At 73.0% G+C, this 23,529-nt stretch carries 21 protein-coding genes; 7 read left to right on the forward strand and 14 right to left on the reverse strand.

The window, feature by feature from the left end; genetic code table 11:
- Positions 1-47 precede the first annotated feature (47 nt).
- Both ACGF3I_RS29005 and ACGF3I_RS29010 read left to right on the forward strand, forming a co-directional pair.
- Positions 48-386, forward strand: coding sequence for a trypco2 family protein (locus tag ACGF3I_RS29005; protein WP_393137093.1), 339 nt, complete (start codon positions 48-50; stop codon positions 384-386).
- The gene (locus ACGF3I_RS29010) at positions 383-3,613 is read left to right on the forward strand and encodes an NACHT domain-containing protein (RefSeq protein WP_393137095.1); all 3,231 of its coding nucleotides are present in this window, start codon (positions 383-385) and stop codon (positions 3,611-3,613) included. The genes ACGF3I_RS29005 and ACGF3I_RS29010 overlap by 4 nt, the downstream gene beginning before the upstream one ends.
- Before the next feature lie 93 nt (positions 3,614-3,706).
- Here ACGF3I_RS29010 and ACGF3I_RS29015 read toward each other — a convergent pair whose 3' ends face one another.
- The gene (locus ACGF3I_RS29015; protein ID WP_393137097.1) at positions 3,707-6,232 is read right to left on the reverse strand and encodes an ATP-dependent Clp protease ATP-binding subunit; all 2,526 of its coding nucleotides are present in this window, start codon (positions 6,230-6,232) and stop codon (positions 3,707-3,709) included.
- 430 nt (positions 6,233-6,662) lie between these two features.
- Here ACGF3I_RS29015 and ACGF3I_RS29020 point away from each other — a divergent pair, with 430 nt between their 5' ends.
- A complete protein-coding gene (locus ACGF3I_RS29020) occupies positions 6,663-7,295 on the forward strand; it encodes an SCO3374 family protein (RefSeq protein WP_393137099.1) in 633 nt (210 codons plus the stop codon).
- Here the strand turns inward: ACGF3I_RS29020 and ACGF3I_RS29025 are convergent.
- The 10 genes from ACGF3I_RS29025 to ACGF3I_RS29070 all read right to left on the reverse strand — a co-directional run bounded on the left by ACGF3I_RS29025 (position 7,274) and on the right by ACGF3I_RS29070 (position 15,433).
- Positions 7,274-7,615, reverse strand: coding sequence for an Lsr2 family protein (locus ACGF3I_RS29025; RefSeq protein WP_053729112.1), 342 nt, complete (start codon positions 7,613-7,615; stop codon positions 7,274-7,276). The genes ACGF3I_RS29020 and ACGF3I_RS29025 overlap by 22 nt on opposite strands.
- Positions 7,616-7,768: 153 nt before the next feature.
- Positions 7,769-8,299: an amino-acid N-acetyltransferase gene (locus ACGF3I_RS29030; protein ID WP_393137101.1), complete on the reverse strand. Its 531-nt coding sequence runs from the start codon at positions 8,297-8,299 to the stop codon at positions 7,769-7,771.
- A gap of 9 nt (positions 8,300-8,308) precedes the next feature.
- Positions 8,309-8,746, reverse strand: a complete 438-nt coding sequence (locus tag ACGF3I_RS29035; protein WP_393137103.1) for a BlaI/MecI/CopY family transcriptional regulator — start codon at positions 8,744-8,746, stop codon at positions 8,309-8,311.
- Positions 8,747-8,884: 138 nt separating this feature from the next.
- Positions 8,885-9,058, reverse strand: coding sequence for a hypothetical protein (locus tag ACGF3I_RS29040; RefSeq protein ID WP_393137106.1), 174 nt, complete (start codon positions 9,056-9,058; stop codon positions 8,885-8,887).
- Positions 9,059-9,071: 13 nt separating this feature from the next.
- Positions 9,072-9,704 (reverse strand): hypothetical protein, encoded by a 633-nt coding sequence (locus tag ACGF3I_RS29045; protein ID WP_393137215.1) that lies wholly within the window; start codon positions 9,702-9,704, stop codon positions 9,072-9,074.
- 168 nt (positions 9,705-9,872) lie between these two features.
- Positions 9,873-10,679 carry a type III pantothenate kinase gene (locus ACGF3I_RS29050; RefSeq protein WP_393137108.1) on the reverse strand — a complete coding sequence of 269 codons (807 nt, stop codon included), beginning with the start codon at positions 10,677-10,679 and terminating at the stop codon, positions 9,873-9,875.
- Positions 10,679-11,704 carry a carboxylating nicotinate-nucleotide diphosphorylase gene (gene nadC / locus ACGF3I_RS29055; RefSeq protein WP_393137110.1) on the reverse strand — a complete coding sequence of 342 codons (1,026 nt, stop codon included), beginning with the start codon at positions 11,702-11,704 and terminating at the stop codon, positions 10,679-10,681. Before nadC ends, ACGF3I_RS29050 begins: the two co-directional genes overlap by 1 nt.
- Before the next feature lie 2 nt (positions 11,705-11,706).
- Positions 11,707-13,518 (reverse strand): L-aspartate oxidase, encoded by a 1,812-nt coding sequence (locus ACGF3I_RS29060; protein ID WP_393137112.1) that lies wholly within the window; start codon positions 13,516-13,518, stop codon positions 11,707-11,709.
- The gene (gene panC, locus ACGF3I_RS29065; protein ID WP_393137114.1) at positions 13,515-14,513 is read right to left on the reverse strand and encodes a pantoate--beta-alanine ligase; all 999 of its coding nucleotides are present in this window, start codon (positions 14,511-14,513) and stop codon (positions 13,515-13,517) included. Before panC ends, ACGF3I_RS29060 begins: the two co-directional genes overlap by 4 nt.
- Complete coding sequence (locus ACGF3I_RS29070; RefSeq protein ID WP_393137116.1) at positions 14,510-15,433, reverse strand: Rossmann-like and DUF2520 domain-containing protein; 924 nt, start codon at positions 15,431-15,433, stop codon at positions 14,510-14,512. Before ACGF3I_RS29070 ends, panC begins: the two co-directional genes overlap by 4 nt.
- 210 nt (positions 15,434-15,643) lie before the next feature.
- Between ACGF3I_RS29070 and ACGF3I_RS29075 the strand changes: the two genes are divergently transcribed.
- A complete protein-coding gene (locus ACGF3I_RS29075; RefSeq protein WP_393137216.1) occupies positions 15,644-16,810 on the forward strand; it encodes a threonine aldolase family protein in 1,167 nt (388 codons plus the stop codon).
- Between the two features lie 75 nt (positions 16,811-16,885).
- On the opposite strand, the gene ACGF3I_RS29080 is transcribed toward ACGF3I_RS29075, so the two are convergent.
- Positions 16,886-17,113, reverse strand: coding sequence for a hypothetical protein (locus ACGF3I_RS29080; protein WP_393137118.1), 228 nt, complete (start codon positions 17,111-17,113; stop codon positions 16,886-16,888).
- Positions 17,114-17,299: 186 nt separating this feature from the next.
- On the opposite strand from ACGF3I_RS29080, the gene ACGF3I_RS29085 reads away from it, so the two are divergent.
- Positions 17,300-18,412 carry a DUF5937 family protein gene (locus ACGF3I_RS29085; RefSeq protein ID WP_393137218.1) on the forward strand — a complete coding sequence of 371 codons (1,113 nt, stop codon included), beginning with the start codon at positions 17,300-17,302 and terminating at the stop codon, positions 18,410-18,412.
- A 45-nt stretch (positions 18,413-18,457) separates the two neighbouring features.
- On the opposite strand, the gene ACGF3I_RS29090 is transcribed toward ACGF3I_RS29085, so the two are convergent.
- Positions 18,458-19,126, reverse strand: a complete 669-nt coding sequence (locus ACGF3I_RS29090) for a response regulator (protein ID WP_393137120.1) — start codon at positions 19,124-19,126, stop codon at positions 18,458-18,460.
- A 75-nt stretch (positions 19,127-19,201) separates the two neighbouring features.
- Complete coding sequence (locus ACGF3I_RS29095) at positions 19,202-20,410, reverse strand: sensor histidine kinase (RefSeq protein ID WP_393137122.1); 1,209 nt, start codon at positions 20,408-20,410, stop codon at positions 19,202-19,204.
- Positions 20,411-20,506: 96 nt separating this feature from the next.
- On the opposite strand from ACGF3I_RS29095, the gene ACGF3I_RS29100 reads away from it, so the two are divergent.
- Positions 20,507-21,514 (forward strand): SAM-dependent methyltransferase, encoded by a 1,008-nt coding sequence (locus tag ACGF3I_RS29100; RefSeq protein ID WP_393137124.1) that lies wholly within the window; start codon positions 20,507-20,509, stop codon positions 21,512-21,514.
- 797 nt (positions 21,515-22,311) lie between these two features.
- Entirely contained in the window at positions 22,312-23,454 is a 1,143-nt protein-coding gene (locus ACGF3I_RS29105; RefSeq protein WP_393137127.1) for an NADH-quinone oxidoreductase subunit D, read from the forward strand.
- Positions 23,455-23,529: the final 75 nt, after the last annotated feature.

Below are 23,529 nucleotides of genomic sequence, written 5' to 3' on the forward strand. Positions count from 1 at the left end.
AACTGCCGTGTGCAGAGCGACACTTGGGGTGGCAGCAAGGGGGAGCCATGACCGACGACACGCACGCTTTCGACGGGATCGAACTGGCCGACGCCATCGAGTCCGTACGCGACCAGCTCACCGAGGCCGCCGCCCGGGCCACCGGGCCGCTGGTCTTCGAACTCGGCGCCATCCAGATGGAGTTCACCCTCGAACTCCGCAAGGAGGTCAAGGGCGGCGCCAAGGTGCGGGCCTGGGTCGTGGACGCGGGGGCGGACGCCGGGCGCCTCACCGGCCGCACCCACAAGGTGTCCTTCACCCTGACGCCACAGGCAGCCGCGGGCGGCGCCGCCTGGAGGGTCGGCAACGACCGGCCGGGCGGCGGCTTCGCGGCCGGGCCGCGGTGAGCACGCCGCCCACGACCGCGGACCGGGTCGTGGCCGTGCTCTCGGACGCCCGCCAGGGCAGCGGGGTCATCGTGTCCCCGTGGCTCGTGCTGACCTGTGCGCACAATCTGGCGGACACCGCACCGGTCCGTCTGGCCCATCCGTCCATCGGCGAGGTGAGCGGCCAAGTTCTGTGGCAGGACGCGGAGTTGGACGCGGCGCTCATCTACGGCGGCGAGGAGCTGCTGCCGGGGATGCTGCGGCTCGGCACCGTGGACACCGCGCAGTCACTGCCCGGCTGCGAGATCATCGGCTTCCCCGACATCCAGCGCTACGGCGCCGATCACCACCTGGACTACGACCAGTTCGTGGGCACCGTACTGCCGGTCGCGGGCAGCCTGCGCGACGACCTGGTCTGCGAGCTGCACCGGCCCCCGGCCACCGAGCGCGCCGACGGCAGCTCACCGCTCGCGGGCCTGTCGGGGGCGCCGTTGTTCGCGGCGGCCACCCTGCTCGGCCTGGTCAAGGAGATCCCGCGCGGGCGCGGCCACCGCAGGGTGGTGTGCGTACCGCTGCGGGGCATCTTCGCCTCCCCCGGCTTTCGCGCCGCCTTCGCGACCCTGGCCTCGCTGCCCACCCTGGAACTGGTCACCGGCGTGCCCCCGGAGGACCAGCGCTACGAGCAGGAGTACGCGGAGGCCATCGGCGCCTCGTACCGCAAGACGAAGATCTTCGGCCTGGACGAGCTGAACAAGCGGGACTCCGAGTGGGACCTGGACACCGCCTATCTCAGCCTGGAGGCGAGACCGAAGGCCACCGAGCCCCCGCAGGCGAACCGCCCCCTGATGGACAGCGCCCCGCAGCGCATCGACGCCCTGCTCGCCTCGCGCCCGCGCGTCCTCATCCGGGGCGAGGCCGGCGCGGGCAAGACCACGCTGGTGTGGTGGCTGGCCGCGCACGCGGCGGCCGGGCGCCTGGGCCCCGGTCTCGCCGACCTCAACGCGCTGGTCCCGTTCGTGGTGCCGCTGCGCACCCTGCGCGCCCAGGGCGCCACCTTCCCGCTGCCCGCCCAACTCCCCACCGCCGCACGCCTCGTGGTGGACGCGGCACCCGAGGGCTGGGCCGGACGCGTCCTGAAGACCGGGCAGGCGCTGCTCCTGGTGGACGGGCTCGACGAGGTGCCCCAGGAGGACCGCGAGGAGGCCCACCGCTGGCTCGCCGCGCTCCTGGACCGCTATCCGCGCACCCGCTGTGTGGTGACGGTGCGGCCGATGGCGGTCGAGCCGGACTGGCTGAAGTACGCGGGTTTCGAGGAGCTGCGGCTGCTGCCGATGAACGACGAGGACATCACCGCCTTCATCGCGGCCTGGCACCGCGCGGCCCGTCTCGACAGCGGCCCGCACGAGGACCTGGACGAGCTGGAGCGCGACCTGTCCGAGCAGTTCAAGCAGAACAGCACCCTGAGGGGACTGGCCCGCACCCCGCTGCTGTGCGCGGTCATCTGCGCCCTGCACCGGCTGCGCCAGGGCTTCTTGCCCGACACCCGCTGGAAACTGTACGAGGCGGCGCTGCGGATGCTGCTCGGCAACCGCGACCAGCAGCGCAAGGTGGAGGCGCCCGAAGGCATCGAGATCAGCGCCGAGGAGTGCACCGAGCTGCTCCAGCGGATCGCGGTGTGGCTGGTGCGCGAGGGCCAGTCGGAGTTCTCCCGCGACCAGGCGCTGCGCCAGATCAAGCGGGCCCTTTCCGGCATGGAGAACGTCCGCGTCCAGGGCGCCCCCGAGGACGTCCTGCGCCATCTGCTCAACCGCAGCGGACTGCTCCAGGAACGCGCCGACGACGTCTTCCAGTTCACCCACCGCACCTTCCAGGACTTCCTCGCCGCCAAGGAGTTCGTGGAGGACGGCCACCTCGGCGAACTGCTGCGGCACGCCTCCGAGGAGCAGCAGTGGCAGGACGTGATCCTGCTGGCCGCCGGGCACTGCGGGCGCCGCGACCGTCCCGTCCTCGTCAACGGCCTGCTGGACGCGGGCTCGCGCCGGCGCGCCCACCAGGACAAGGCCAAGATCCACGTACTGGCGGCGCGCTGCGCCCAGCACGCGGCGTACCTGGACGAGACCACCGCGCGCCGGGTCCGCGAGCACATCGCGGCGCTGCTGCCGCCCCGCGACCTGGAGACCGTGACCCTGCTCGCCCGCCTCGGCCCCTCCGTGCTGGGGCATCTGCCGGACCCCGGCTCGGCCTCGCCCGAGGCCCTCGCGCACGTCGTCGCCCTCATCAGCCGGGTCGGCAACGGGGAGGCCGTCGAGCACGCCCGGGCCTGGTCGGCGGCCCACCCGGGCGCCGTCGACCTGTTCGCCACCGAGTGGTCGCGCTACCCCGCCGAGCGCTACGCCCGCGAGGTGCTGGCCCCCCTCGACCTGCGCGAGGTGCGGCTGCACGTGGAGACCCGCTGGCAGCTCGCCCAGCTCCCGCACGTGCCCGGCGCCCGCCGGCTGTGGATCACCCTGCCGCCCGACCTCAGCACCGACGAGCTGCACACCGCGCTGCGCGGACGCGAGGTGACCGCGCTGCGTCTGAACGGCACCGAGCGCCTGGCCGACCTCGCCTTCCTGCGGGACAGCGCGGAGCGCCTCGAAGACCTGGAGGTGCTGCGCGGTTCGGCGCTGCGCGACCTCACCCAGCTCGCCCGGCTGCCCCGGCTCGGCTCGCTCGGTCTGCTCGACCTGTCGGCGCAGGAGGTCGACCTCGGCCCGCTCGGCGAGGCCCCGGCGCTCAAGACCCTGCTGTTCGGCTCCAGCACCGATCTGCACCTGGGCCAGCTCCCGGTCCTGAGGAACGTCACCACCCTGCACCTGGAGGCCGACCAGGTCGCCGGCTTCGACGCGCTGAGCCGCTGGCCCGCCCTGGACTACCTGGAACTCGCGCCCTCCTCGTCGGCGACCACCCGCCGGCTGCTGGCCTACGTACGGGGGCGGCCCGCGATCACCCGGCTCGGCGTCGCCCTGAGCTCGGTGGCCGCGCTGACCGGGGTCGCCCCGTTGCCGAGCGTGCGCCACCTCGACCTGTGGCTCGCCAACTCCGACGGCGACCTCGGCGCGGTGCTCGCCGCCTTCCCGGCCCTCACCACGGTGGACCTCGCGGTCGGCACCGTACAGGCGGGCTCCTGGAACCCGGGCGCCCTGCTGCGCCGCCCCGGCCTCACCGTCACCGTCAACGGCGGCCCGCTCGCGCCACCGGCGGCATGACGAAAGGGGCTGCCCCGGTCCGTACGTGGTGTACGGGCCGGGGCAGCCCCTTCGTGCTTCAGGCCGTGCCGGGGGCGAGACCTCCGAGGAGGACTACGCCTCCTTGCTCAGGTTCGGACCGCCGCCGGCGGCCGCGTCCTCGATCGGGGGGACGTCGGGCAGCGCCGACTTCTCCTCGCCGCGGAAGGTGAACTTCTTCTCCTCACCCTCGCCCTCGGTGCCGATGACCACGATGTGACCGGGGCGCAGCTCACCGAAGAGGATCTTCTCGGAGAGGATGTCCTCGATCTCCCGCTGGATGGTCCGGCGCAGCGGCCGGGCACCCATGATCGGGTCGTAGCCCTTCTTGGCGAGCAGCGACTTGGCCTCGGCATTGAGCTCGATGCCCATGTCGCGGTCCTTGAGGCGCTCGTCCACCTTGGCGATCATGAGGTCGACGATCTGGATGATGTCTTCCTCGGTGAGCTGGTGGAAGACCACCGTGTCGTCGACACGGTTGAGGAACTCGGGGCGGAAGTGCTGCTTCAGCTCCTCGTTGACCTTGGCCTTCATGCGCTCGTAGCCGGTCTTGACGTCACCCTGGGCGGCGAAGCCCAGGTTGAAGCCCTTGGAGATGTCCCGCGTCCCGAGGTTGGTCGTCATGATGATGACCGTGTTCTTGAAGTCCACGACCCGGCCCTGGGAGTCGGTCAGACGACCGTCTTCCAGAATCTGGAGCAGGGAATTGAAGATATCGGGGTGGGCCTTCTCGACCTCGTCGAACAGGACGACGGAGAACGGCTTGCGGCGCACCTTCTCGGTGAGCTGGCCGCCCTCTTCGTAACCCACGTAGCCGGGGGGCGAACCGAAGAGGCGGGAAACCGTGTGCTTCTCGCTGAACTCCGACATGTCGAGGGAGATCAGCGCGTCCTCGTCGCCGAAGAGGAATTCCGCCAGCGTCTTGGACAGCTCGGTCTTACCGACGCCGGACGGGCCGGCGAAGATGAACGAACCACCGGGACGCTTCGGGTCCTTCAGACCGGCACGCGTACGACGGATCGCCTGCGAGAGCGCCTTGATGGCGTCCTTCTGGCCGATGACGCGCTTGTGCAGCTCGTCCTCCATGCGGAGCAGCCGCGAGGACTCCTCCTCGGTGAGCTTGAAGACCGGGATGCCCGTGGCCGTGGCCAGCACCTCGGCGATCAGCTCGCCGTCGACCTCGGCGACGACGTCCATGTCGCCGGCCTTCCACTCCTTCTCGCGCTTGGCCTTCGCGGCGAGCAGCTGCTTCTCCTTGTCGCGGAGAGAGGCCGCCTTCTCGAAGTCCTGGGAGTCGATGGCCGACTCCTTGTCGCGGCGCACGCCCGCGATCTTCTCGTCGAACTCGCGGAGGTCCGGCGGCGCGGTCATCCGGCGGATGCGCATCCGGGAGCCGGCCTCGTCGATCAGGTCGATCGCCTTGTCCGGCAGGAAGCGGTCCGAGATGTACCGGTCGGCCAGCGTCGCGGCCTGGACGAGGGCCTCGTCCGTGATCGAGACGCGGTGGTGGGCCTCGTAGCGGTCGCGCAGACCCTTGAGGATCTCGATGGTGTGCGGCAGCGACGGCTCGGCGACCTGGATGGGCTGGAAGCGGCGCTCAAGGGCCGCGTCCTTCTCCAGGTGCTTGCGGTACTCGTCGAGCGTGGTGGCACCGATGGTCTGGAGCTCACCGCGGGCCAGCATCGGCTTCAGGATGCTCGCCGCGTCGATCGCGCCCTCGGCGGCGCCCGCACCCACCAGGGTGTGGAGCTCGTCGATGAACAGGATGATGTCGCCGCGGGTGCGGATCTCCTTGAGGACCTTCTTCAGGCGCTCCTCGAAGTCACCGCGGTAGCGGGAGCCGGCGACCAGGGCGCCGAGGTCCAGCGTGTAGAGGTGCTTGTCCTTGAGCGTCTCGGGCACCTCGCCCTTGACGATCGCCTGGGCCAGGCCCTCGACGACGGCGGTCTTGCCGACGCCGGGCTCGCCGATGAGGACCGGGTTGTTCTTGGTGCGGCGCGACAGGACCTGCATCACGCGCTCGATCTCCTTCTCGCGCCCGATGACCGGGTCGAGCTTGGATTCGCGAGCGGCCTGCGTCAGGTTGCGGCCGAACTGATCGAGCACCAGGGACGTGGAGGGCGTGCCCTCCGCAGGGCCGCCGGCGGTGGCGGCTTCCTTGCCCTGGTAGCCGGAGAGCAGCTGGATGACCTGCTGCCGCACCCGGTTGAGATCGGCGCCCAGCTTCACGAGGACCTGGGCGGCGACGCCCTCGCCCTCGCGGATCAGGCCGAGCAGGATGTGCTCGGTGCCGATGTAGTTGTGGCCGAGCTGGAGGGCCTCGCGGAGCGAAAGCTCCAGGACCTTCTTGGCGCGAGGGGTGAAGGGAATGTGCCCGGACGGGGCCTGCTGGCCCTGGCCGATGATTTCCTCCACCTGCTGGCGGACCGCCTCGAGCGAAATCCCGAGGCTCTCCAGGGCCTTAGCGGCGACACCCTCACCCTCGTGGATCAGGCCCAGGAGGATGTGCTCGGTGCCGATGTAGTTGTGGTTGAGCATCCGGGCTTCTTCCTGAGCCAGGACGACAACCCGCCGCGCGCGGTCGGTGAACCTCTCGAACATCGTTAATCGCTCCTCAGAGCGGTCGGGCAGTTAGGGGGCGGTCCCCTCCCTGTCCTTCCGCATGCTAGTCCCGCAGGGCGGGACAGCTCATTCCAACTGCCGACACCCGTTCAATGCCTCCCGGCCCGAACAGCCGACAACTGCTCCAACCCGATGGTGCGAGACGATGTTCCCGCAGGCCAGACAGATAGCCCTGTCTCCAGTACGCCGATGGCGAACGTGAGACCGCCTGACGAGCGTGTCGCCCCTCCCCACTAGGAATGTCTTACCCGCCCGGACTGACACTCCATGCCGAAGACCCCGTTTCCGTAAGCTACGGGCGAACAGCCTTGCGCCCGCCTCCACCCCTGGAGCCTCCGAAATGCACGACACAGTGCGGTCGTTCGGGAACCCAGCGTAACCCCGGGCCGTTTCTCCAGTTGCTCCGGGCATGGCCCTCACCGTCCCGCAGCCCCGCGCATCCCTGGATGGCTCCCTCGCGCAGTGGTACGAGCGCGCGCTCGGCTGGGCCGTTTCCGCGGGGCCGCCGGTCCAGCTGCTCACCGGCCTGCGCTTCGACGTGCTCGACCTGCCGGCGAGCGCGGGGCGCGCACTGCTCGAGCGGTACGAGCCGACGGGTCCCGTCGCCCTGATGGGACGCCGGATGCGGCTGCTGGTCGCGGCCGGCAGCGCCGACGAGCTGCCCGGGCTGCTCGACTGGCTGGAATGGGGCGGGGTCGCCCTCGACCTGCGGGCCATCGGCGCCGGAGGCCGCGTCACGGCCCCGGTACCGCCCGGCTGGACCGGCCCGCGGGGGGCCGCCGTGTGGCTGCGACCCCCCGAGCCCGGGTGCCGGGTCGAGGAACGGCTGCCCGCCATCACCGGATTCGCGCAGTGCGGTGGCGCCGGCGAAGAGGGGGCCTCCGGCGCCTCGCGGACCGTGCGGAGCGGTCGCGCCGCGGGCCTCAGCCTGGTGAGGCTGGTGGCCGCGGCGGCCACGGAATGCCACCGGGCCCGGCTGTTCCACGCGAAATCCCCGGACAGTACGGGGAACGCGGGAACTCAGCCGTTCTGCTTCTCGTAGGCTTCCCGGATTTCGGCCGGGACGCGTCCGCGGTCGTTCACGTTGTAACCCTGCTCCTTGGCCCACTTGCGGATCTCGGCGGTGTTCTGGTTGCCGGTGCCGAGCAGCGCGCCACGGGCCTTGCCGCGCCCGCCCGCCGCACGGCCACCGGTACGCCGGCCGCTCTTCACGTAGGGCTCGAGGAGACCCCGGAGCTTGTCCGCGTTGGCGGTGGTGAGGTCGATCTCGAAGCTCTTCCCGTCAAGAGCGAACGTCACGGTCTCGTCAGCCTCGCCACCGTCGAGGTCATCGACAAGAAGGACCTGAACCTTCTGTGCCACCGGATTTCCTTTCATCGAAAATGCAGTACGCGGAAAGGAAACCGCTTTTGCCTGGAAAACACAAACCCCCTGGAGAGGTTCAGGATCCTTGGCCCGCGGGAAACGTACGCGATTCGGACATAGGGTTCCGACAGCTTCCCGCCGGTTCCCCGATCACAGGTGCAGAAGCATCCGGGTGTTGCCCAAGGTGTTCGGCTTCACTCGTTCGAGACCGAGGAACTCCGCGACGCCCTCGTCATAGGAGCGCAGCAGCTCGCTGTAGACATCCGTGTCGACGGTATCGACCGGAGTCTCGCCGATCTCGGTGAAGCCGTGCTTCGCGAAGAAGTCGACTTCGAAGGTGAGGCAGAAAACCCGCCGCACTCCGAGCCAGCGGGCCGTACCGAGGAGCTTGCCCAGCACGAGATGTCCGATGCCGGTGCCGTGGAACTCGGGGTCGACCGCGAGAGTGCGCACTTCGGCGAGGTCTTCCCACATCACGTGCAGCGCCCCGCAGCCCACCACCCGGGCGTCCGAGTCGCGTTCCGCCACCCAGAACTCCTGGATGGACTCGTAAAGCGTGACCGTTGCTTTGTCGAGCAGGATCCCGTCCCCGACGTACGCGTCGAGAAGGCTTCGCACGGCCGGCACATCACCGGTCCTGGCCCGGCGGACGGTGACCGCATTCGCGGCGGGATAAGACATGCCTGGACGCTATCGCCCCGCCCCGCCGCCGGACGCATCGCCCTCTTCGGATCCCTGTTCGGTCGCTTCGCGGTCCCGTTCGGGTTCCGGTTCCTGCACCATGCGGACGGCGTCGCGCAGCGCTTCGCGCTCCTCGGGGGACATCATGCCGAAGAAGGCGACGAGCGCGGCGGCCCGGTTGTCGCTCTGGGACCAGGCTTCGTTCATCAGCGCCGCGGCGTAGGCGGCCCGGGTGGAGACCGCCGTATATCGATAGGCCCGCCCGTCGACTTCCCTGCGGACCCAGCCCTTCTGATGGAGATTGTCCATAACGGTCATGACCGTGGTGTACGCGATGGACCGTTCCTGCTGAAGGTCTTCGAGGACTTCCCGGACGGTCACCGGGCGGTTCCACTGCCAGACCCGGGTCATGACGGCGTCTTCCAGCTCTCCCAATTGGCGGGGCACATCTGCACCATAGTGGGAGATGTCGCGAATGGCCGGTCATTTGCAGTTAGCGCGCAGCAAAAAGGGCGCACGGAGGGAAATGCCCTCGTGCGCCCCCGCTGCGTGCGTGCCCTCGTGGCCCCGGCGTCGCGCCGGCGGTCAGGAGGAGGCGGGCTTCTGCTGGGCGGCCTCGGCGCGGGCGAGGGCGCTGTCGACGGCCGCGTCCTCCTTGCCCTTGTTGGGGCCGCCCTGGCTCTTCACGATCGTCACGACGAGCGCGATGAAGAAGACGGCCATCACCACGGGGGGCAGAAGCGCGGAAACGTAGTCCATACCGACAGGGTAGCTAGCCCGCGCGCCGTTCCTCGGGCGGGGGCACGGGACGGCGGCGTGGCGGGAAGGCCTCGGAGGGCTTCGGCACGGGCCGCTGGGGCGCGGGGTGGCCGGGTGCCGGGCGGGCCGGGGCGGCCGGCGCCGGCTCGGCGGCCCGGTCCTTCTCGCCACCCTTGCCGGCGCCGGTTCCGGCGCCCCGGTCGGCGTCCGCGCCGGCCGCGCCGCCGCCGATCAGGGTCAGCAGCCGGGTGCGCGGGCCGGGGGTGGTGGCGGCGCGGCCGGCCAGGCGGGCCCTCACCGAGCGTTCGGCGATCCGGCGGCAGCGCTCCAGGAGCGCGGCACAGACCGGGTCGGAGCGCAGCGCGCGCAGGGCGGCGAGGTCGTCGGGCCCGGGGTCGTAACCGGCCGCCAGGGCGTCCTGGAGCAGCTCGGTGTAGCCGGGCAGCGAGCCGGGGAGCGCGTCACGGTAGCGGACGAGGTCGGCGAGCAGGAAGGCGCGCAGCCGCTCCCCCTCGCGGACCGCCTCGTCCACCGAGTCGGCCAGGCGCAGACAGTCCTTGACGTCCTCGTCCTGGACGGCGCTGGGGTGGAGGGCGATGGCGAGGGCGCGTCGGAGCACACGCAGCTCGTCCGCACCGAACGCCATGCCGCCGCGGGATCCGTATGGCGTGGGCATGCGGTGACGATACGTCCTACAGGGACAAAATCCGCTTAACGGGACGATGCCGGGCGCGTTGGCGGAGCGTACGCACCCGCGCGCCCGGCCGGCCCCGGGCGGCGCGGCCCCGCGAGGACGTCCCGGGGCCGCGCCGTCTCAGGAACGCGCCACGTTGCGCTCGTACACGAGGCGCAGGCCGATCAGGGTCAGCCACGGCTCGTGCTCGTCGATCTCCTCGGCCTCGCCGAGGACGGTGGGGGCGAGGCCGCCGGTGGCGATGACCGTCACGTCGTCCGGGTCGCCGTCGGGGCCGACCAGTTCGCGCTTCATGCGGCGCACGACGCCGTCCACCTGGCCCGCGAACCCGTAGACGATGCCGGACTGCATGGCCTCGACGGTGTTCTTGCCGATCACCGAGCGCGGACGGGCCACCTCGATCTTGTGGAGCTGGGCGCCCCGCAGCCCGAGGGCGTCGACCGAGATCTCGATGCCCGGGGCGATCACGCCGCCGGTGTACTCGCCGCGCGCGGTGACCGCGTCGAACGTGGTGCCCGTACCGAAGTCGACGACGATCGCCGGGCCGCCGTACAGCTCCACGGCCGCCACCGAGTTGACGATGCGGTCGGCGCCGACCTCCTTGGGGTGGTCGGTCAGGACCGGCACGCCCGTCTTGATGCCCGGCTCCACCAGGATCGCCGGGACGTCGCCGTAGTAGCGGCGGGTCACCTCGCGCAGCTCGTGCAGGACCGAGGGGACGGTCGCGCAGATGGCGATGCCCTCGATGCCGTCGCCCAGCTCCGCGCCCAGCATGGGGTGGGTGCCCATCAGGCCGTTCAGGAGGACGGCCAGCTCGTCGGCGGTGCGGCGCGGGTCGGTGGAGACCCGCCAGTGCTCGACGACCTCGTCGCCGTCGAACAGGCCGAGGACGGTGTGGGTGTTGCCGACGTCGATGGTGAGCAGCATCAGACCCGGCCCTCTCCGGCCTCGCGCAGGTCGAGGCCGATGTCGAGGATCGGCGACGAGTGGGTGAGGGCGCCGACCGCCAGGTAGTCGACGCCGGTCGACGCGTACTCGGCCGCGTTCGCGAGGGTCAGCCGGCCGGAGGACTCCAGCATCGCGCGGCCCGCGACCAGGGCGACGGCCTCGGCGGTCTCGGCCGGGGTGAAGTTGTCCAGGAGGATCAGGTCGGCCCCGGCGTCCAGGACCTCGGTGACCTGGGCCAGGGTGTCGACCTCGACCTCGATGGCGAGGTCGGGGAAGCGGTCGCGCACGGCCTTGAACGCCTCGGCGACGCCGCCGGCCGCGACCACGTGGTTGTCCTTGACCAGCGCCGCGTCCGACAGGGACATGCGGTGGTTGACGCCCCCGCCGCAGCGCACCGCGTACTTCTCCAGGGCGCGCAGCCCCGGAGTGGTCTTGCGGGTGTCGCGGACCTTGGCCCCGGTGCCTTCCAGGGCGTCCGCCCAGGCGCGGGTGGCGGTCGCGATGCCGGACAGGCGGCACAGCAGGTTGAGCGCGCTGCGCTCGCCGGTCAGCAGGTCGCGGGTGCGGGTGGTGACGCTGAGGAGCTTCTGGCCGGCCTCGACCCGGTCGCCGTCGGCGACGTGCCGCTCGACCTCGAACTCCTCGGTGCAGACGATGGACAGGATCGCCTCGGCGATCCGCAGACCCGCGACGGTGCCGGCCTCGCGGGCCGTGAAGTCGCCGGTGGCGACGGCGTCCTGGGGGACGGTGGCGGCCGACGTCACGTCGAAACCGCCGTCCAGGTCCTCCTCGATGGCGAGGTGCGCGATGTCCTCGACCTGGACGGGGTCGAGGCCCGACTCGGCGAGCAGTGCGGCGAGCGCGGGGTCGAGCCCGCACTCGTACACCTCCTCGCCGCCGCCGCAGCCGCAGTCGTCGCCGCAGCCGCCGCCCTGGGCGGGCGCACCGATCTGGATCAGGGGGACGTCCACCGGCTGGGGACGGAGTTCCTCGGGCGTGCTCACGGTTACGGCTCCAGGGGGGTGGCTGCGACGGTCGGGGGGAAAGTGGCGCCGGCGGTGGGGCTGAGGTCCAGGGACCGCTCGGGGGTGATGCGGACGACGAGGTGCCGGCGCCAGGCCGCGTCGTCCCGTTCGGGCCGGTCCTCGCGCCAGTGGCAGCCGCGGGTCTCCTCGCGGGCGGCGGCCGCGGCGACCAGGACCCGTGCGACGAGCAGCAGGTTGGTGGTCTCCCACGCCTCGACCCCCGGCACGGCGGCCTTGCGCTCGTCCGCGCGGATCGCCTCCAGGCGCCCGGCGGCCCCGGCGAGGCTCTCGGCGGAGCGCAGCACCCCGGCGCCCTCGGTCATGACGCGCTGGATGGTGATGCGGACGGCGGGGTCGAGCAGCGGAACGGGGCCTTCCGGCGCCGGGTCGGTGGCGACGGCCGGGGCCGTTCCGGGTGCCGGGTCGGTGCCGGAGGCCGGGGCGGAGCCGGAGGCCGGGTCGGTGCCGGGTGCCGGGGCCGCCACGGTCGCCGAGCCCGCTCCAATCGCCGCCTCCCGTACGGGAGTTGAGGCTGCGGCAGCCGTGCCGGCCGCGATGTCCGCCGCGATGTTCTCGGCGAAGACCAGGCCTTCGAGGAGGGAGTTGGAGGCGAGCCGGTTGGCGCCGTGGACACCGGTGCAGGCGACCTCGCCGCACGCGTACAGGCCGGGCACGGTGGTGCGGCCGCGCAGGTCCGTGCGGATGCCGCCGGAGGCGTAGTGCGCGGCGGGGGCCACCGGGATCGGCTCCGTCACCGGGTCGATGCCGTGCGAGCGGCAGGCGGCCAGGATGGTGGGGAAGCGCTGCTCCCACATCGCGGCGCCGAAGTGCCGGGCGTCCAGGTACATGTGCGCGGCGCCCTGGGCCAGCATCTGGCGGGTGATGGCCTTGGCGACGATGTCGCGCGGGGCGAGCTCGGCCAGCTCGTGCTGTCCCAGCATGAAGCGGGTGCCGGCCGCGTCCACGAGGTGGGCGCCCTCGCCGCGCACGGCCTCGGAGACCAGCGGCTGCTGGCCCTCGGAGTCGGCGCCGAGGAAGAGCACCGTGGGGTGGAACTGGACGAATTCGAGGTCGGAGATCTCGGCGCCGGCCCGCAGCGCGAGCGCCACCCCGTCGCCGGTGGACACCGCCGGGTTGGTGGTGGCCGAGAAGACCTGGCCCATGCCCCCGGTGGCGAGCACCACGGCGGGCGCGCGCACCGCGCCGACCCCGTCGTGCTGGCCCTCGCCCATGACGTGCAGGGTGATGCCCGCGGTGCGGCCCTGCTCGTCCTTGAGGAGGTCGAGGACCAGGGCGTTCTCGATGGTGCGCACCGCGCGGGTGCGGACCGCCTCGACGAGGGCCCGGGAGATCTCGGCGCCCGTCGCGTCGCCGCCCGCGTGCGCGATGCGCCGGCGGTGGTGGCCGCCCTCGCGGGTCAGCGAGATCAGGCCGGAGGCGTCGGTGTCGAAGTGGGCGCCGGTGTCGATCAACCGCCGTACGGCGTCGGGGCCTTCGGTGACCAGGAGGCGTACCGCGTCCTCGTCGCACAGGCCCGCGCCGGCCACCAGGGTGTCGTCGAGGTGCTGCTCGGGGGTGTCGCCCTCGCCGAGGGCGGCCGCTATGCCGCCCTGCGCCCAGCGCGTGGAGCCGTCGTCCAGGCGCGCCTTGGTGACGACGACGGTGGCCAGGCCGGCCGCGGTGCAGCGCAGCGCGGCGGTCAGGCCCGCGACGCCGGAGCCGACGACCACGACGTCCGCGTCGATGGCCCAGCCGGGGGCGGGGGCGTCGAGCCGTATTCCGGTGCTGGTCATTCCGGTGCTCCGAACGTGAGCGGGATGTTGTCGATGAGGCGGGTGGTGCCGACGCGGGCGGCGACCGCGAGGATCGCCTCACCGCCGAAGCCCTCGGGTGCCGGGCGGAACGTCGCCGGATCCACCAGCGCCAAGTAGTCCAGGACGACCGGGGGTTCGGCCTTCGCCGCGTCGTCCAGCACGCCCTGGGCCACGGCCCTGATCGCGGCGGGGGACGGCGCGGCGGCGGCGACCGCGTGGGCGTCGGCGGCGGCGCGGGCCTCGCCGATCGCGGTGAGCGCGTCGGCCCGGCCGGTGACCGCGCCCGCGGCGGCGGCCCGGGCGTGCAGGGCGTGTTCGGCGGCGAGCCGGTCGCGGGCCGCGAACAGCGCGTGGGACAGGGCGCGGGCGGCGGACCGCTCGGCCGCGGAGAGGTAGCGGTTGCGGCTGGACAGGGCGAGCCCGTCCGCCTCGCGCACCGTCGGTACGCCGACGATCTCCACGGGGAAGTTGAGGTCGCGCACCATGCGCCGGATCAGCGCCAGCTGCTGGGCGTCCTTCTGGCCGTACAGGGCGACGTCGGGCGCGCTGAGGTGGAGCAGCTTGGCGACGACGGTCAGCATGCCGTCGAAGTGGCCGGGCCGCGAGGCGCCTTCGAGCAGCTCGCCCATGGGGCCCGCGGTGACGCGCACCTGGGGCTCGCCACCGGGGTAGACCTCCTCGACCGACGGCGCGAACACGGCGTCGGCGCCCTCCCGTTCGGCGATGGCGCGGTCCGCGTCCAGGGTGCGGGGGTAGCGGTCGAGGTCCTCGCCGGCGCCGAACTGCAGCGGGTTCACGAACACCGTGACCACGACCTGGCCGCCGGGCCCGGCGAGCTCGCGGGCGGTGCGGATCAAGGTGGCGTGGCCCTCGTGGAGCGCGCCCATGGTCATCACGACGGCCCGGCGCCCGGTCCGCTCCAGGGCGGCCAGCTCCGCGGCGGTGCGCACCAGGGCGGTGCGGGCGGCCGTCATCGCGCCTCCCCTTCGGAGAGCACGCCGAGCAGGTCCTGGGCCAGCTCCGGCTTGAGCAGGCCGTGGGCGAGCGCCCGGTCCGCCGTCGTGCGGGCCATCGCGAGGTAACCGGCGACGGTGCCCGGGGCGTGCTTGCGCAGCTCCGCCACATGGGCGGCCACCGTGCCGGCGTCACCGCGCGCGACCGGGCCGGTCAGCGCCGCGTCGCCGGAGCGCAGGGCGTTGTCGAGGGCCGCGCCGAGCAGCGGGCCGAGCATCCGGTCGGGGTGGGCGACACCGGCCTGGTGCAGCAGCTCCATCGACTGGGCGACCAGGGTGACCAGGTGGTTCGCGCCGAGCGCGAGGGCCGCGTGGTAGAGCGGGCGGGCCGACTCCTCGATCCACTCGGGCTCGCCGCCCATCTCGATGACCAGGGCCTCGGCGGCCAGGCGCAGCTCCTCGGGGGCGGTGACGCCGAACGAGCAGCCCGCCAGGCGCTGGACGTCCACGGCGGTGCCGGTGAACGTCATCGCCGGGTGCAGGGCGAGCGGCAGCGCGCCGGCCCGCCGCGCCGGGTCGAGCACGGCCGTGCCGTACCGCCCCGAGGTGTGCACCAGGAGCTGGCCGGGGCGGATCGCGCCGGTCTCCGCGAGGCCCTCGACCAGGCCCGGCAGGGCGTCGTCGGGCACGGTGAGCAGCACGAGCTCGGCACGTTCGAGCACCTGCGCGGGCGGGACCAGCGGCACGTCGGGCAGCAGGGCGGCGGCCCGGCGCACCGAGGCGTCGGAGACACCGGAGACCGCGACCGGGCGGTGCCCGGCCAGCTGGAGCGCCGCGGCGAGCGCGGGACCGACACGGCCCGCGCCGACGACGCCCACGGCGAGGCGGGCGGGGCGGTCCGCCGGGGAGTGTTCGAAGCGGTGCTCTGGTGGTGCGTTCACGCGGGGGCCTTCCGTTCCAGTCCGCGAGGGGTACCGGACGCCAAACCAAATTCAAACGGCCCCGTCATGCTACGCCCAGGCCCGCGATCCCCTTGGGTTGTCCACAGGGTGTGGGCGATCATCGCGCCCATGACACAGAGCGAACCGAACGTCGGGCCCGGGCCCGTCCCGGCGACCCCGGACGGCATGGCCGGGCAAACCCCGGACGGCATGGCTGGGCAAACCCCGGACGGTACGGCCGAGGAGACCCCGGACCAGGCCCACCAGCGCCGCCTGGCCGTCTTCAGGAGCGCCGGACGCACCCTGGCCGAGCAGTCCGTCGACCACACCCTCGCGGAGCGTCTGGCGGCCCTGCTCGCGGACGGCGCCGAGGTGTACGACCTGGACGAGTTCACCGACCTCTACGGCAACGGCGCGGTGGCCGAGCTGGAGCGCCGCACCGCCCAGGAGCTGGGCTTCCCCGCCGCCGCCTTCTTCCCCACCGGCACGATGGCCCAGCAGGCCGCGCTGCGGTGCTGGGCGGCGCGCACCGGCAGCCCCGTCGTCGCCCTGCACCCGCTGGCCCACCCCGAGGTGCACGAGCGCCAGGCCTTTGCCCGGCTCAGCGGCCTGCGCACGGTGCATCCGACCGACGAGCCGCGGCTGCCGAACGCCGAGGAGGTGCTCGGCTTCGAGGAGCCGTTCGGCACCCTGATGCTGGAACTCCCGCTGCGCGACGCGGGGTACGTCCTGCCCACCTGGGACGAGCTGGTCGCCGTGGTGGAGGCGGCCCGCGAGCGGGACGCGGTGGTGCACTTCGACGGCGCCCGGCTGTGGGAGACGACCGCCCACTTCGGCCGCCCCCTGCGCGAGATCGCGGGCCTCGCGGACAGCGTGTACGTGTCGTTCTACAAGACCCTGGGCGGCCTCTCCGGTGCGGTCCTGGCGGGCCCCGAGTCCCTGATCGCGGAGGCCCGCGCCTGGCGCCACCGCTACGGCGGCCAGCTCTTCCAGCAGTTCCCCGCGGCCCTCGCCGGGCTGCTCGGCCTGCGCAGGGTGCTGCCGGAACTCCCCACGTACGTGGCACACGCCGAGGTGGTGGCCCGGGCGATCGGGGAGGGGTTCGCCGCGGCGGGCGTGCCGTGGTTCCGGGTGCACCCCGAGCCGCCGCACACCCACCAGTTCCAGGTGTGGCTGCCCTACGACGCCGAGGTGCTCGGCGAGGCCTCGCTGCGGCAGGCCGAGGACGGCGTGTGCCTGTTCCGGCGCTGGTCCGCGAGCCCGTCGGGCCCGGCCGGGCTCGCCGTCACCGAGGTCACGGTGAACGCGCCCGGTCTCGCCTGGAGCGCCGACGACGTACGGGCCGCGGTGGCCGACTTCGTACGCCGCCTGCCGTAGCGGGCCGCGCGCGGGGCCGCGCCGCGACGGCGCGGCGTTTTCAAGGGCGGACCGGCGGCCGGCGGCGCGCCGTTTTCAGTGGCAGGCCGGCGGCCGGCGGCGCGGATGCGGGGCGACCAGCTGGGCCAGTGCCGTGCGCAGCCGGCCGGTGGCCGGGCGGCCGGCCAGGACCGCCTCGAAGCGGCGCTGGTCCCGCAGCGCGCGGAACGCCGCCATGTCGTGGGTGCCCGGTACGGGCGGTGCGGGCTCGCCGAGGCGGGCCGCGCGGTAGCTGTCGATCATGTGCTGCTGCATGGCGTCCATGGCTTCACCGTGCGCCCGGCCAGGGGGCCGCGTCGCGCCGATTGACGAGCCGCGTCAAATGGCGCGCGGGGGGCCGGGCCGGGGCCGCGCCGGGCGGCGGAGACCGGGCCACGGGCCGCCGATTGACCGGGACCGTCAATCGACGGGGGCCCGCCCGGCGGCGCGGTGCACCATGGGCGCATGAGCGTGACCATCGACATCACCGGCCTGCCGCCCGAGCGCATCGACTTCGCGGTCTCCCCGCTCGCGGAGCTGGGCCTGGCCCTGCACGCGCTCTCCGAGCCGGGCCACCATCCCGGCCTGCACGGCTGGGCGACCGCGACGGCGGCCGGCCTCAAGCCCGACCTCGCGGACCGGCTGCACGACGCCGAGTTCCTGTGGCGCAACACCTTCTCCGACGTGTTCATGCCGTTCGCGGGACTGCCCGGCGGGGACGGCGCGCCCGGCGCGACGCTCGCCGAGGACCTCGACCTGCTCGACCGCCTCAGCGACGAGCGGTTCACCTCCGCCGCCCTGGAGTTCACCTGCTCCAGCCAGTACGGCGTCAAGACGCCCTCCGCGCTGCACGACCAGGCGGTGCGCACCCGGGCCCTGGACCTCGCGGCGACGCGCGGACCGCGCCAAGTCGAGTTCACCCGGCGCCTGTTGGACGATCCACCGACCGTACGGGCCTGGGTGCGGCGCCTCCTGGAGGACTGCGAACAGGCCTTCTTCGCGGACACCTGGCAGCGGGTGCGGGTCCAACTCGCCGCCGACGCCCGCCACAAGGCCGAGCTGCTGCGCCGCAAGGGGCTCGGCGACGCGATCGAATCGGTGTCGTCCGCACTCGCCCTGGACCGGGACGGCACCCGCATCAGCGTCGACAAGCTGACCGAGGGCCGCACCACCGCCACCGACCCGGAGCCCGGTGCCGGGCTCACCTTCGTCCCCACCTCGTTCGGCTGGCCGCATCTGATGGTGCTGCACGCGCCGGGCTGGCGGCCGGTGATCCACTATCCGGTGCACGGTCCCGAACTGCCGTCCCCCGCCTCGGTGGAGGTCCTCAAGCTGCGGATGGAGGCGCTGGCGCACCCGATGCGGATGCGCCTGTGCCGCAACCTGGCCCGCTCCCCCTACACGACGAGCGAACTCGCCGACGCGCACGGCATCACCGCGCCGGAGGTCTCCCGCCATCTGGCCGTCCTGAAGAAGGCCGGGCTCATCACCACGCGCCGCCGCGGCCGGTACGTACAGCACCAGCTGGATCTGACGGTGGTGGCCCGGCTCGGCAGCGACTTCCTGGAGGGCGTGCTGCGCTGAGCCGGACCCCGCCGGACCGGCCCGCGGTGGCCGGCGCCGGACGCGTCAGGCGCCGCCGGCCCGCACCAGGCCCGTCTCGTACGCCAGGACCACCACCTGGACGCGGTCGCGCAGTTCGAGCTTGGTCAGGATGCGGCCCACGTGCGTCTTGACCGTGGCCTCCGACAGGACGAGGCGGGCGGCGATCTCGCCGTTCGACAGCCCCTGGGCGACCAGGAGCATGACCTCGCGCTCGCGCTCGGTCAGCCGCTCCAGCTGTTTGTGCTCGGGCTCCTTGGTGCCGGTCGGCAGCATCGGGGCGAACCGGTCGAGCAGCCGCCGGGTCGTCGAGGGCGCGACCACCGCGTCCCCGCTGTGCACCGAGCGGATCGCGGCCAGCAGTTCGGCGGGCGGCACGTCCTTCAGCATGAAGCCGCTGGCGCCCGCCTTCAGGCCGGAGAAGGCGTACTCGTCGAGGTCGAAGGTGGTCAGGATCAGCACCTTGGGCGGGTTGGGCGCGGCGCAGATCCGCCGGGTGGCCTCGACGCCGTCGAGCTTCGGCATGCGCACGTCCATCAGGACCACGTCGACGGCGGTCGCGCGCAGGTTCGCGATCGCCTCCGCGCCGTCGCCCGCCTCCGCGACGACCTCCATGTCCGGCTGGGCGGCCAGCACCATCCGGAAGCCGGTGCGCAGCAGCACCTGGTCGTCGACGAGCATCACGCGGATCGTCATCGTTCCCTCTCCATCACGCCGTACAACGGCCGAGCACATGAGCACGTACAGGAAATCAGGCGGCCCGGCGGCCGGTCAGTGGGCCGGTTTGAGGGGCAGCAGGGCGCTGATGCGGAAGCCGCCGCCCGGGCGCGGTCCCGCGTCCAGGGTGCCTCCGACCATGCCGATCCGCTCCCGCATGCCGATCAGGCCGTGGCCCTGGCCGTCCGCGCCGCCGTCCTCGTACATCTCGTGGGCGGCGCCCCGGCCGTCGTCCTCCACCAGGAGGCCGAGCCCGTCGTCGAAGTACACCAGCCGTACGCTCGCCCCCGCGTCCGGGCCGCCGTGCTTGCGGGTGTTGGTGAGGGCCTCCTGCACGATGCGGTAGGCGGTGAGCTCGACGCCGCTGGGCAGGGGGCGCGGGGTGCCCTCGATCTTGAAGTCGACCGTGAGGCCCGCCCCGCGGACCGTCTCGACCAGGTCCTCGATCTGCTGGACGTCCGGCTGCGGCACGTACTCCCCCGCCTCCTGGTGCTCGCCGGTGCGCAGCACGCCGAGCAGCCGGCGCATCTCGGCGAGCGCCTGGCGCCCGGTCGTCGAGATGGTCTCCAGGGCCGTGCGCGCCTGGTCCGGCGAGGTGTCCATCACGTACGCGGCGCCGTCGGCCTGCACGACCATCACCGACACGTTGTGCGCGACCACGTCGTGCAGCTCGCGGGCGATCCTGGCCCGCTCGGCCGCGACCGCCACCTTGGCCTGCGCCTCGCGTTCCCGCTCCAGGCGCGAGGCCCGCTCCTCCAGCTGCGCGAAGTACGCCTTGCGGGTGCGCATCGAATCGCCGAGCACCCAGGCCAGGACGAACGGGACGGTCATGATGACGACGAAGAAGACCTTCTCCTGGGGACTGCTCCCCACCCCGGACGCCATCCAGCGCAGATGGGCCAGCGGCGCCGCGAGCAGCCCGCCGACCAGCGCGACCCGCGAGGCCCAGCGCTCGCCCGCGGAGGCGACCGTGTAGACGAGGACCAGCATCGCGAAGTCCTGGATCTGCGGGTTGACGTTCAGAGCCAGCTGCGCCAGGCCCATGACGACGACGAGCAGCAGCATCCGCTCGGGCATCCGGCGGCGCAGCGCCACGGCCACGCCCATGCCGAGCGCGATCAGGACCTGGACGGCCGCCGACGCCTGCCTCGGGTCGTTCGCCCCCGCCACGATCTGCAGGCAGGAGAACCCGAACAGGATGACGGCCCAGAAGGTGTCGACCCCGGTCGGGTGTCTGCGGATGAAATCGTAGAGGCGCTGCACGTAACCCAGCGTAGGGAAGTCGGATAGGTGCAGGGGTCAACCGCCGGGGCGATCCTGCTCCCGCCGACGTACTCCGCAAGGTGGAGACTGGGGCGCGTGACGGATGAGACGTGTCAGCACGCCGGGGACGCAGAGGGTTCGGGGACGGCGGCCGAGGGGCCCGGGGCCGCGCCCCCGGGATGGCGCGCGGCCACCGAACGGGCGCTCTACGGGGAGGGCGGGTTCTATCTGCGTCCCGAGGGCCCGGCCGGGCACTTCCGCACGTCGGTGCACGCCTCGCCGCTGTTCGCGGGGGCCGTCGCCCGGCTCCTGACCGAGGTCGCGGCCGGGCTCGGGCCCGGGCCCGTCGACCTCGTGGACGTCGGCGCCGGGCGCGGCGAGCTGCTCACCGGGGTGCTGGCCGCGCTGCCCGCGGACTTCCCGGTGCGTGCGTACGCCGTCGAGCGCGCGGCCCGGCCCGACGGGCTCGACGAGCGCGTCCTCTGGCGCTCCGAGATCCCCGACCGGGTCCGCGGTCTGCTCTTCGCCAACGAATGGCTCGACAACGTGCCGGTGGAGGTCGCTGAGGTCGACCCGGACGGGGTGACGCGGCTCGTGCTCGTACGTCCTGACGGGACCGAGGTGCTGGGTGAGCCGGTGTCCGGGCGGGACGCGCAGTGGCTCGCCCGCTGGTGGCCGCCGGCCGGGCCGGGGTCGCGGGCGGAGATCGGGTGGCCGCGCGACGAGGCGTGGGCGGGGGCGGTGGGCCGGGTGGTGGCGGGGCTCGCGGTGGCCGTGGACTACGCCCACACCCGGGAGGCGCGGCCGCCGTTCGGGACGCTGAGCGGGTTTCGGGGCGGGCGGGAGGTGCTGCCCGTGCCGGACGGGTCCTGCGACATCACCGCGCATGTCGCGCTCGACGCGTGCGCGCTGCCCGGCGCCGAGCTGCTCTCCCAGCGGGCCGCGCTGTCCCGGCTCGGCGTCTCGGGGGCGCGGCCCCCGCTCTCCCTCGCCTCGTCCGACCCCGGGGCCTACGTACGGGCGCTGGCTTCCGCCGGCGAGGCGGCCGAACTGACCGCCCCCTCCGGCCTGGGAGCCTTCCTCTGGCTCCACCAGCCCCGCTGAGCCCGGGGGGCCGCATCCTGCGGGGGTGCCCAGGGGGGTTGGAGGGCCCGGCTCCCTGGGGGGTTTGCCCACCCGCCCGCCCGTGCAGCGGGTTGAACCGGCTGAGCCCTGGGGCTGCGCCCCAGACCCCCAGGAGGCTGCCCGCCCACCCGCCCGTGACGGGGGTTGGAGGGTGCCAGCCCCTGGGGCTGCGCCCCAGACCCGCTGAGGGGCTCCGCCCCTCGAACCCCGGCGGGCTTGCCCACCCACCCGCCCGTGCAGCGGGTTGAACTGGCTGAGCCCTGGGGCTGCGCCCCAGACCCCCTGAGGGGCTCCGCCCCTCGAACCCCGGCGGGGGCTTCGCCCCCTGCACCCCTGCTCGGGGGCTGCGCCCCCGGACCCCCCTTCGCGCCTGAACGGCGCTCGTCCTCAATCGCCGGACGGGCTGAAGATGCGCATGCTGGCCAGCACCGGTGCCGCCAAGGGGCGCGGGGAACTGCGCGAGAAGCGACCACGGTCCGCACATGACCGGGGGTTAGGGGCGCGGGGAACTGCGCGACCAGCCACGCACGGTCCGCAGATAACCGGGGGTTGAGCGGCACGGGAAACTACACAACCCCCAGCCAACCCCAGGGGCGCGAGGAACTACGCGAGGCAAGCCGAGACACACACGCGGGCCGGCACCAACCCTGCCAGGGGCACGGGGAACTGCGCACAAAGCGAGCACGGTCCGCACATGACCGGGGTCAGGAGCCCGGGGAACAGCGCAAACCCCGGGGCACCCCCGGTGCGGCCGGGCCGCAGGGGATACTGGGCCCATGACGGAGACGATGGTCGGGATCGGCGGCGGGGCAGAGAGCACCGACATGGTGCTCAACATCGGCCCCCAGCACCCCTCCACCCACGGAGTGCTACGCCTCAAGCTCGTCCTGGACGGCGAACGCATCCAGCAGGCCGAGCCGGTCATCGGCTACATGCACCGCGGCGCCGAGAAACTCTTCGAGGCCCGCGACTACCGCCAGATCGTGATGCTGGCCAACCGCCACGACTGGCTCTCCGCGTTCTCGAACGAGCTCGGCGTCGTCATGGCCGTGGAGCGGATGCTCGGCATGGAGGTGCCCGAGCGCGCCGTCTGGACCCGCACCCTGCTCGCCGAGCTGAACCGGGTGCTCAACCACCTGATGTTCCTCGGCTCCTACCCCCTCGAACTCGGCGGCATCACCCCCGTCTTCCACGCCTTCCGCGAGCGCGAGGAGCTCCAGGCCGTGATGGAGGAGGTCTCCGGCGGCCGGATGCACTACATGTTCAACCGGGTCGGAGGCCTCAAGGAGGACCTGCCGCTGGGCTGGCTCGGCCGGGTGCGGCACGCCGTCGCCTCGGTGCGTTCGCGCATGGACGTCTACGACCGGCTGGTGCTCGGCAACGAGATCTTCCGGGCCCGCACCAGGAACGTCGGCGTGCTGTCGGCCGAGGCCGTGCACGCGTACGGCGTGAGCGGGCCCATCGCGCGGGCCTCCGGCGTCGACTTCGACCTGCGCCGCGACGAGCCGTACCTCGCGTACGGGGACCTCCAGGACACCCTGAAGGTCGTCACCCGCACCGAGGGCGACTGCCTGGCCCGCTTCGAGTGCCTCCTGGAGCAGACGCACAACGCGCTCGACCTCGCCGACGCCTGCCTCGACCGGATGGACACCCTGGCCCCCGGGCCGATCAACCAGCGGCTGCCCAAGGTCCTCAAGGCCCCCGAGGGCCACACCTACGCCTGGACCGAGAACCCGCTCGGCGTCAACGGCTACTACCTGGTCAGCAAGGGCGAGAAGACGCCGTACCGGCTCAAGCTGCGCTCGGCCTCGTACAACAACATCCAGGCGCTCGCCGTACTGCTGCCGGGGACCCTGGTCGCCGACATGGTGGCGATCCTCGGCTCGCTGTTCTTCGTCGTGGGCGACATCGACAAGTGACCGACGAGTGAAGTGACCGGCACCTAGTCGGCCAGTAGCCGACAAGTGGCGCGCGCCGGGCCGCAGTTGACCGCG

This window comes from Streptomyces sp. NPDC048111 (genome assembly GCF_043202815.1).
Taxonomy (GTDB): Bacteria; Actinomycetota; Actinomycetes; order Streptomycetales; family Streptomycetaceae; genus Streptomyces.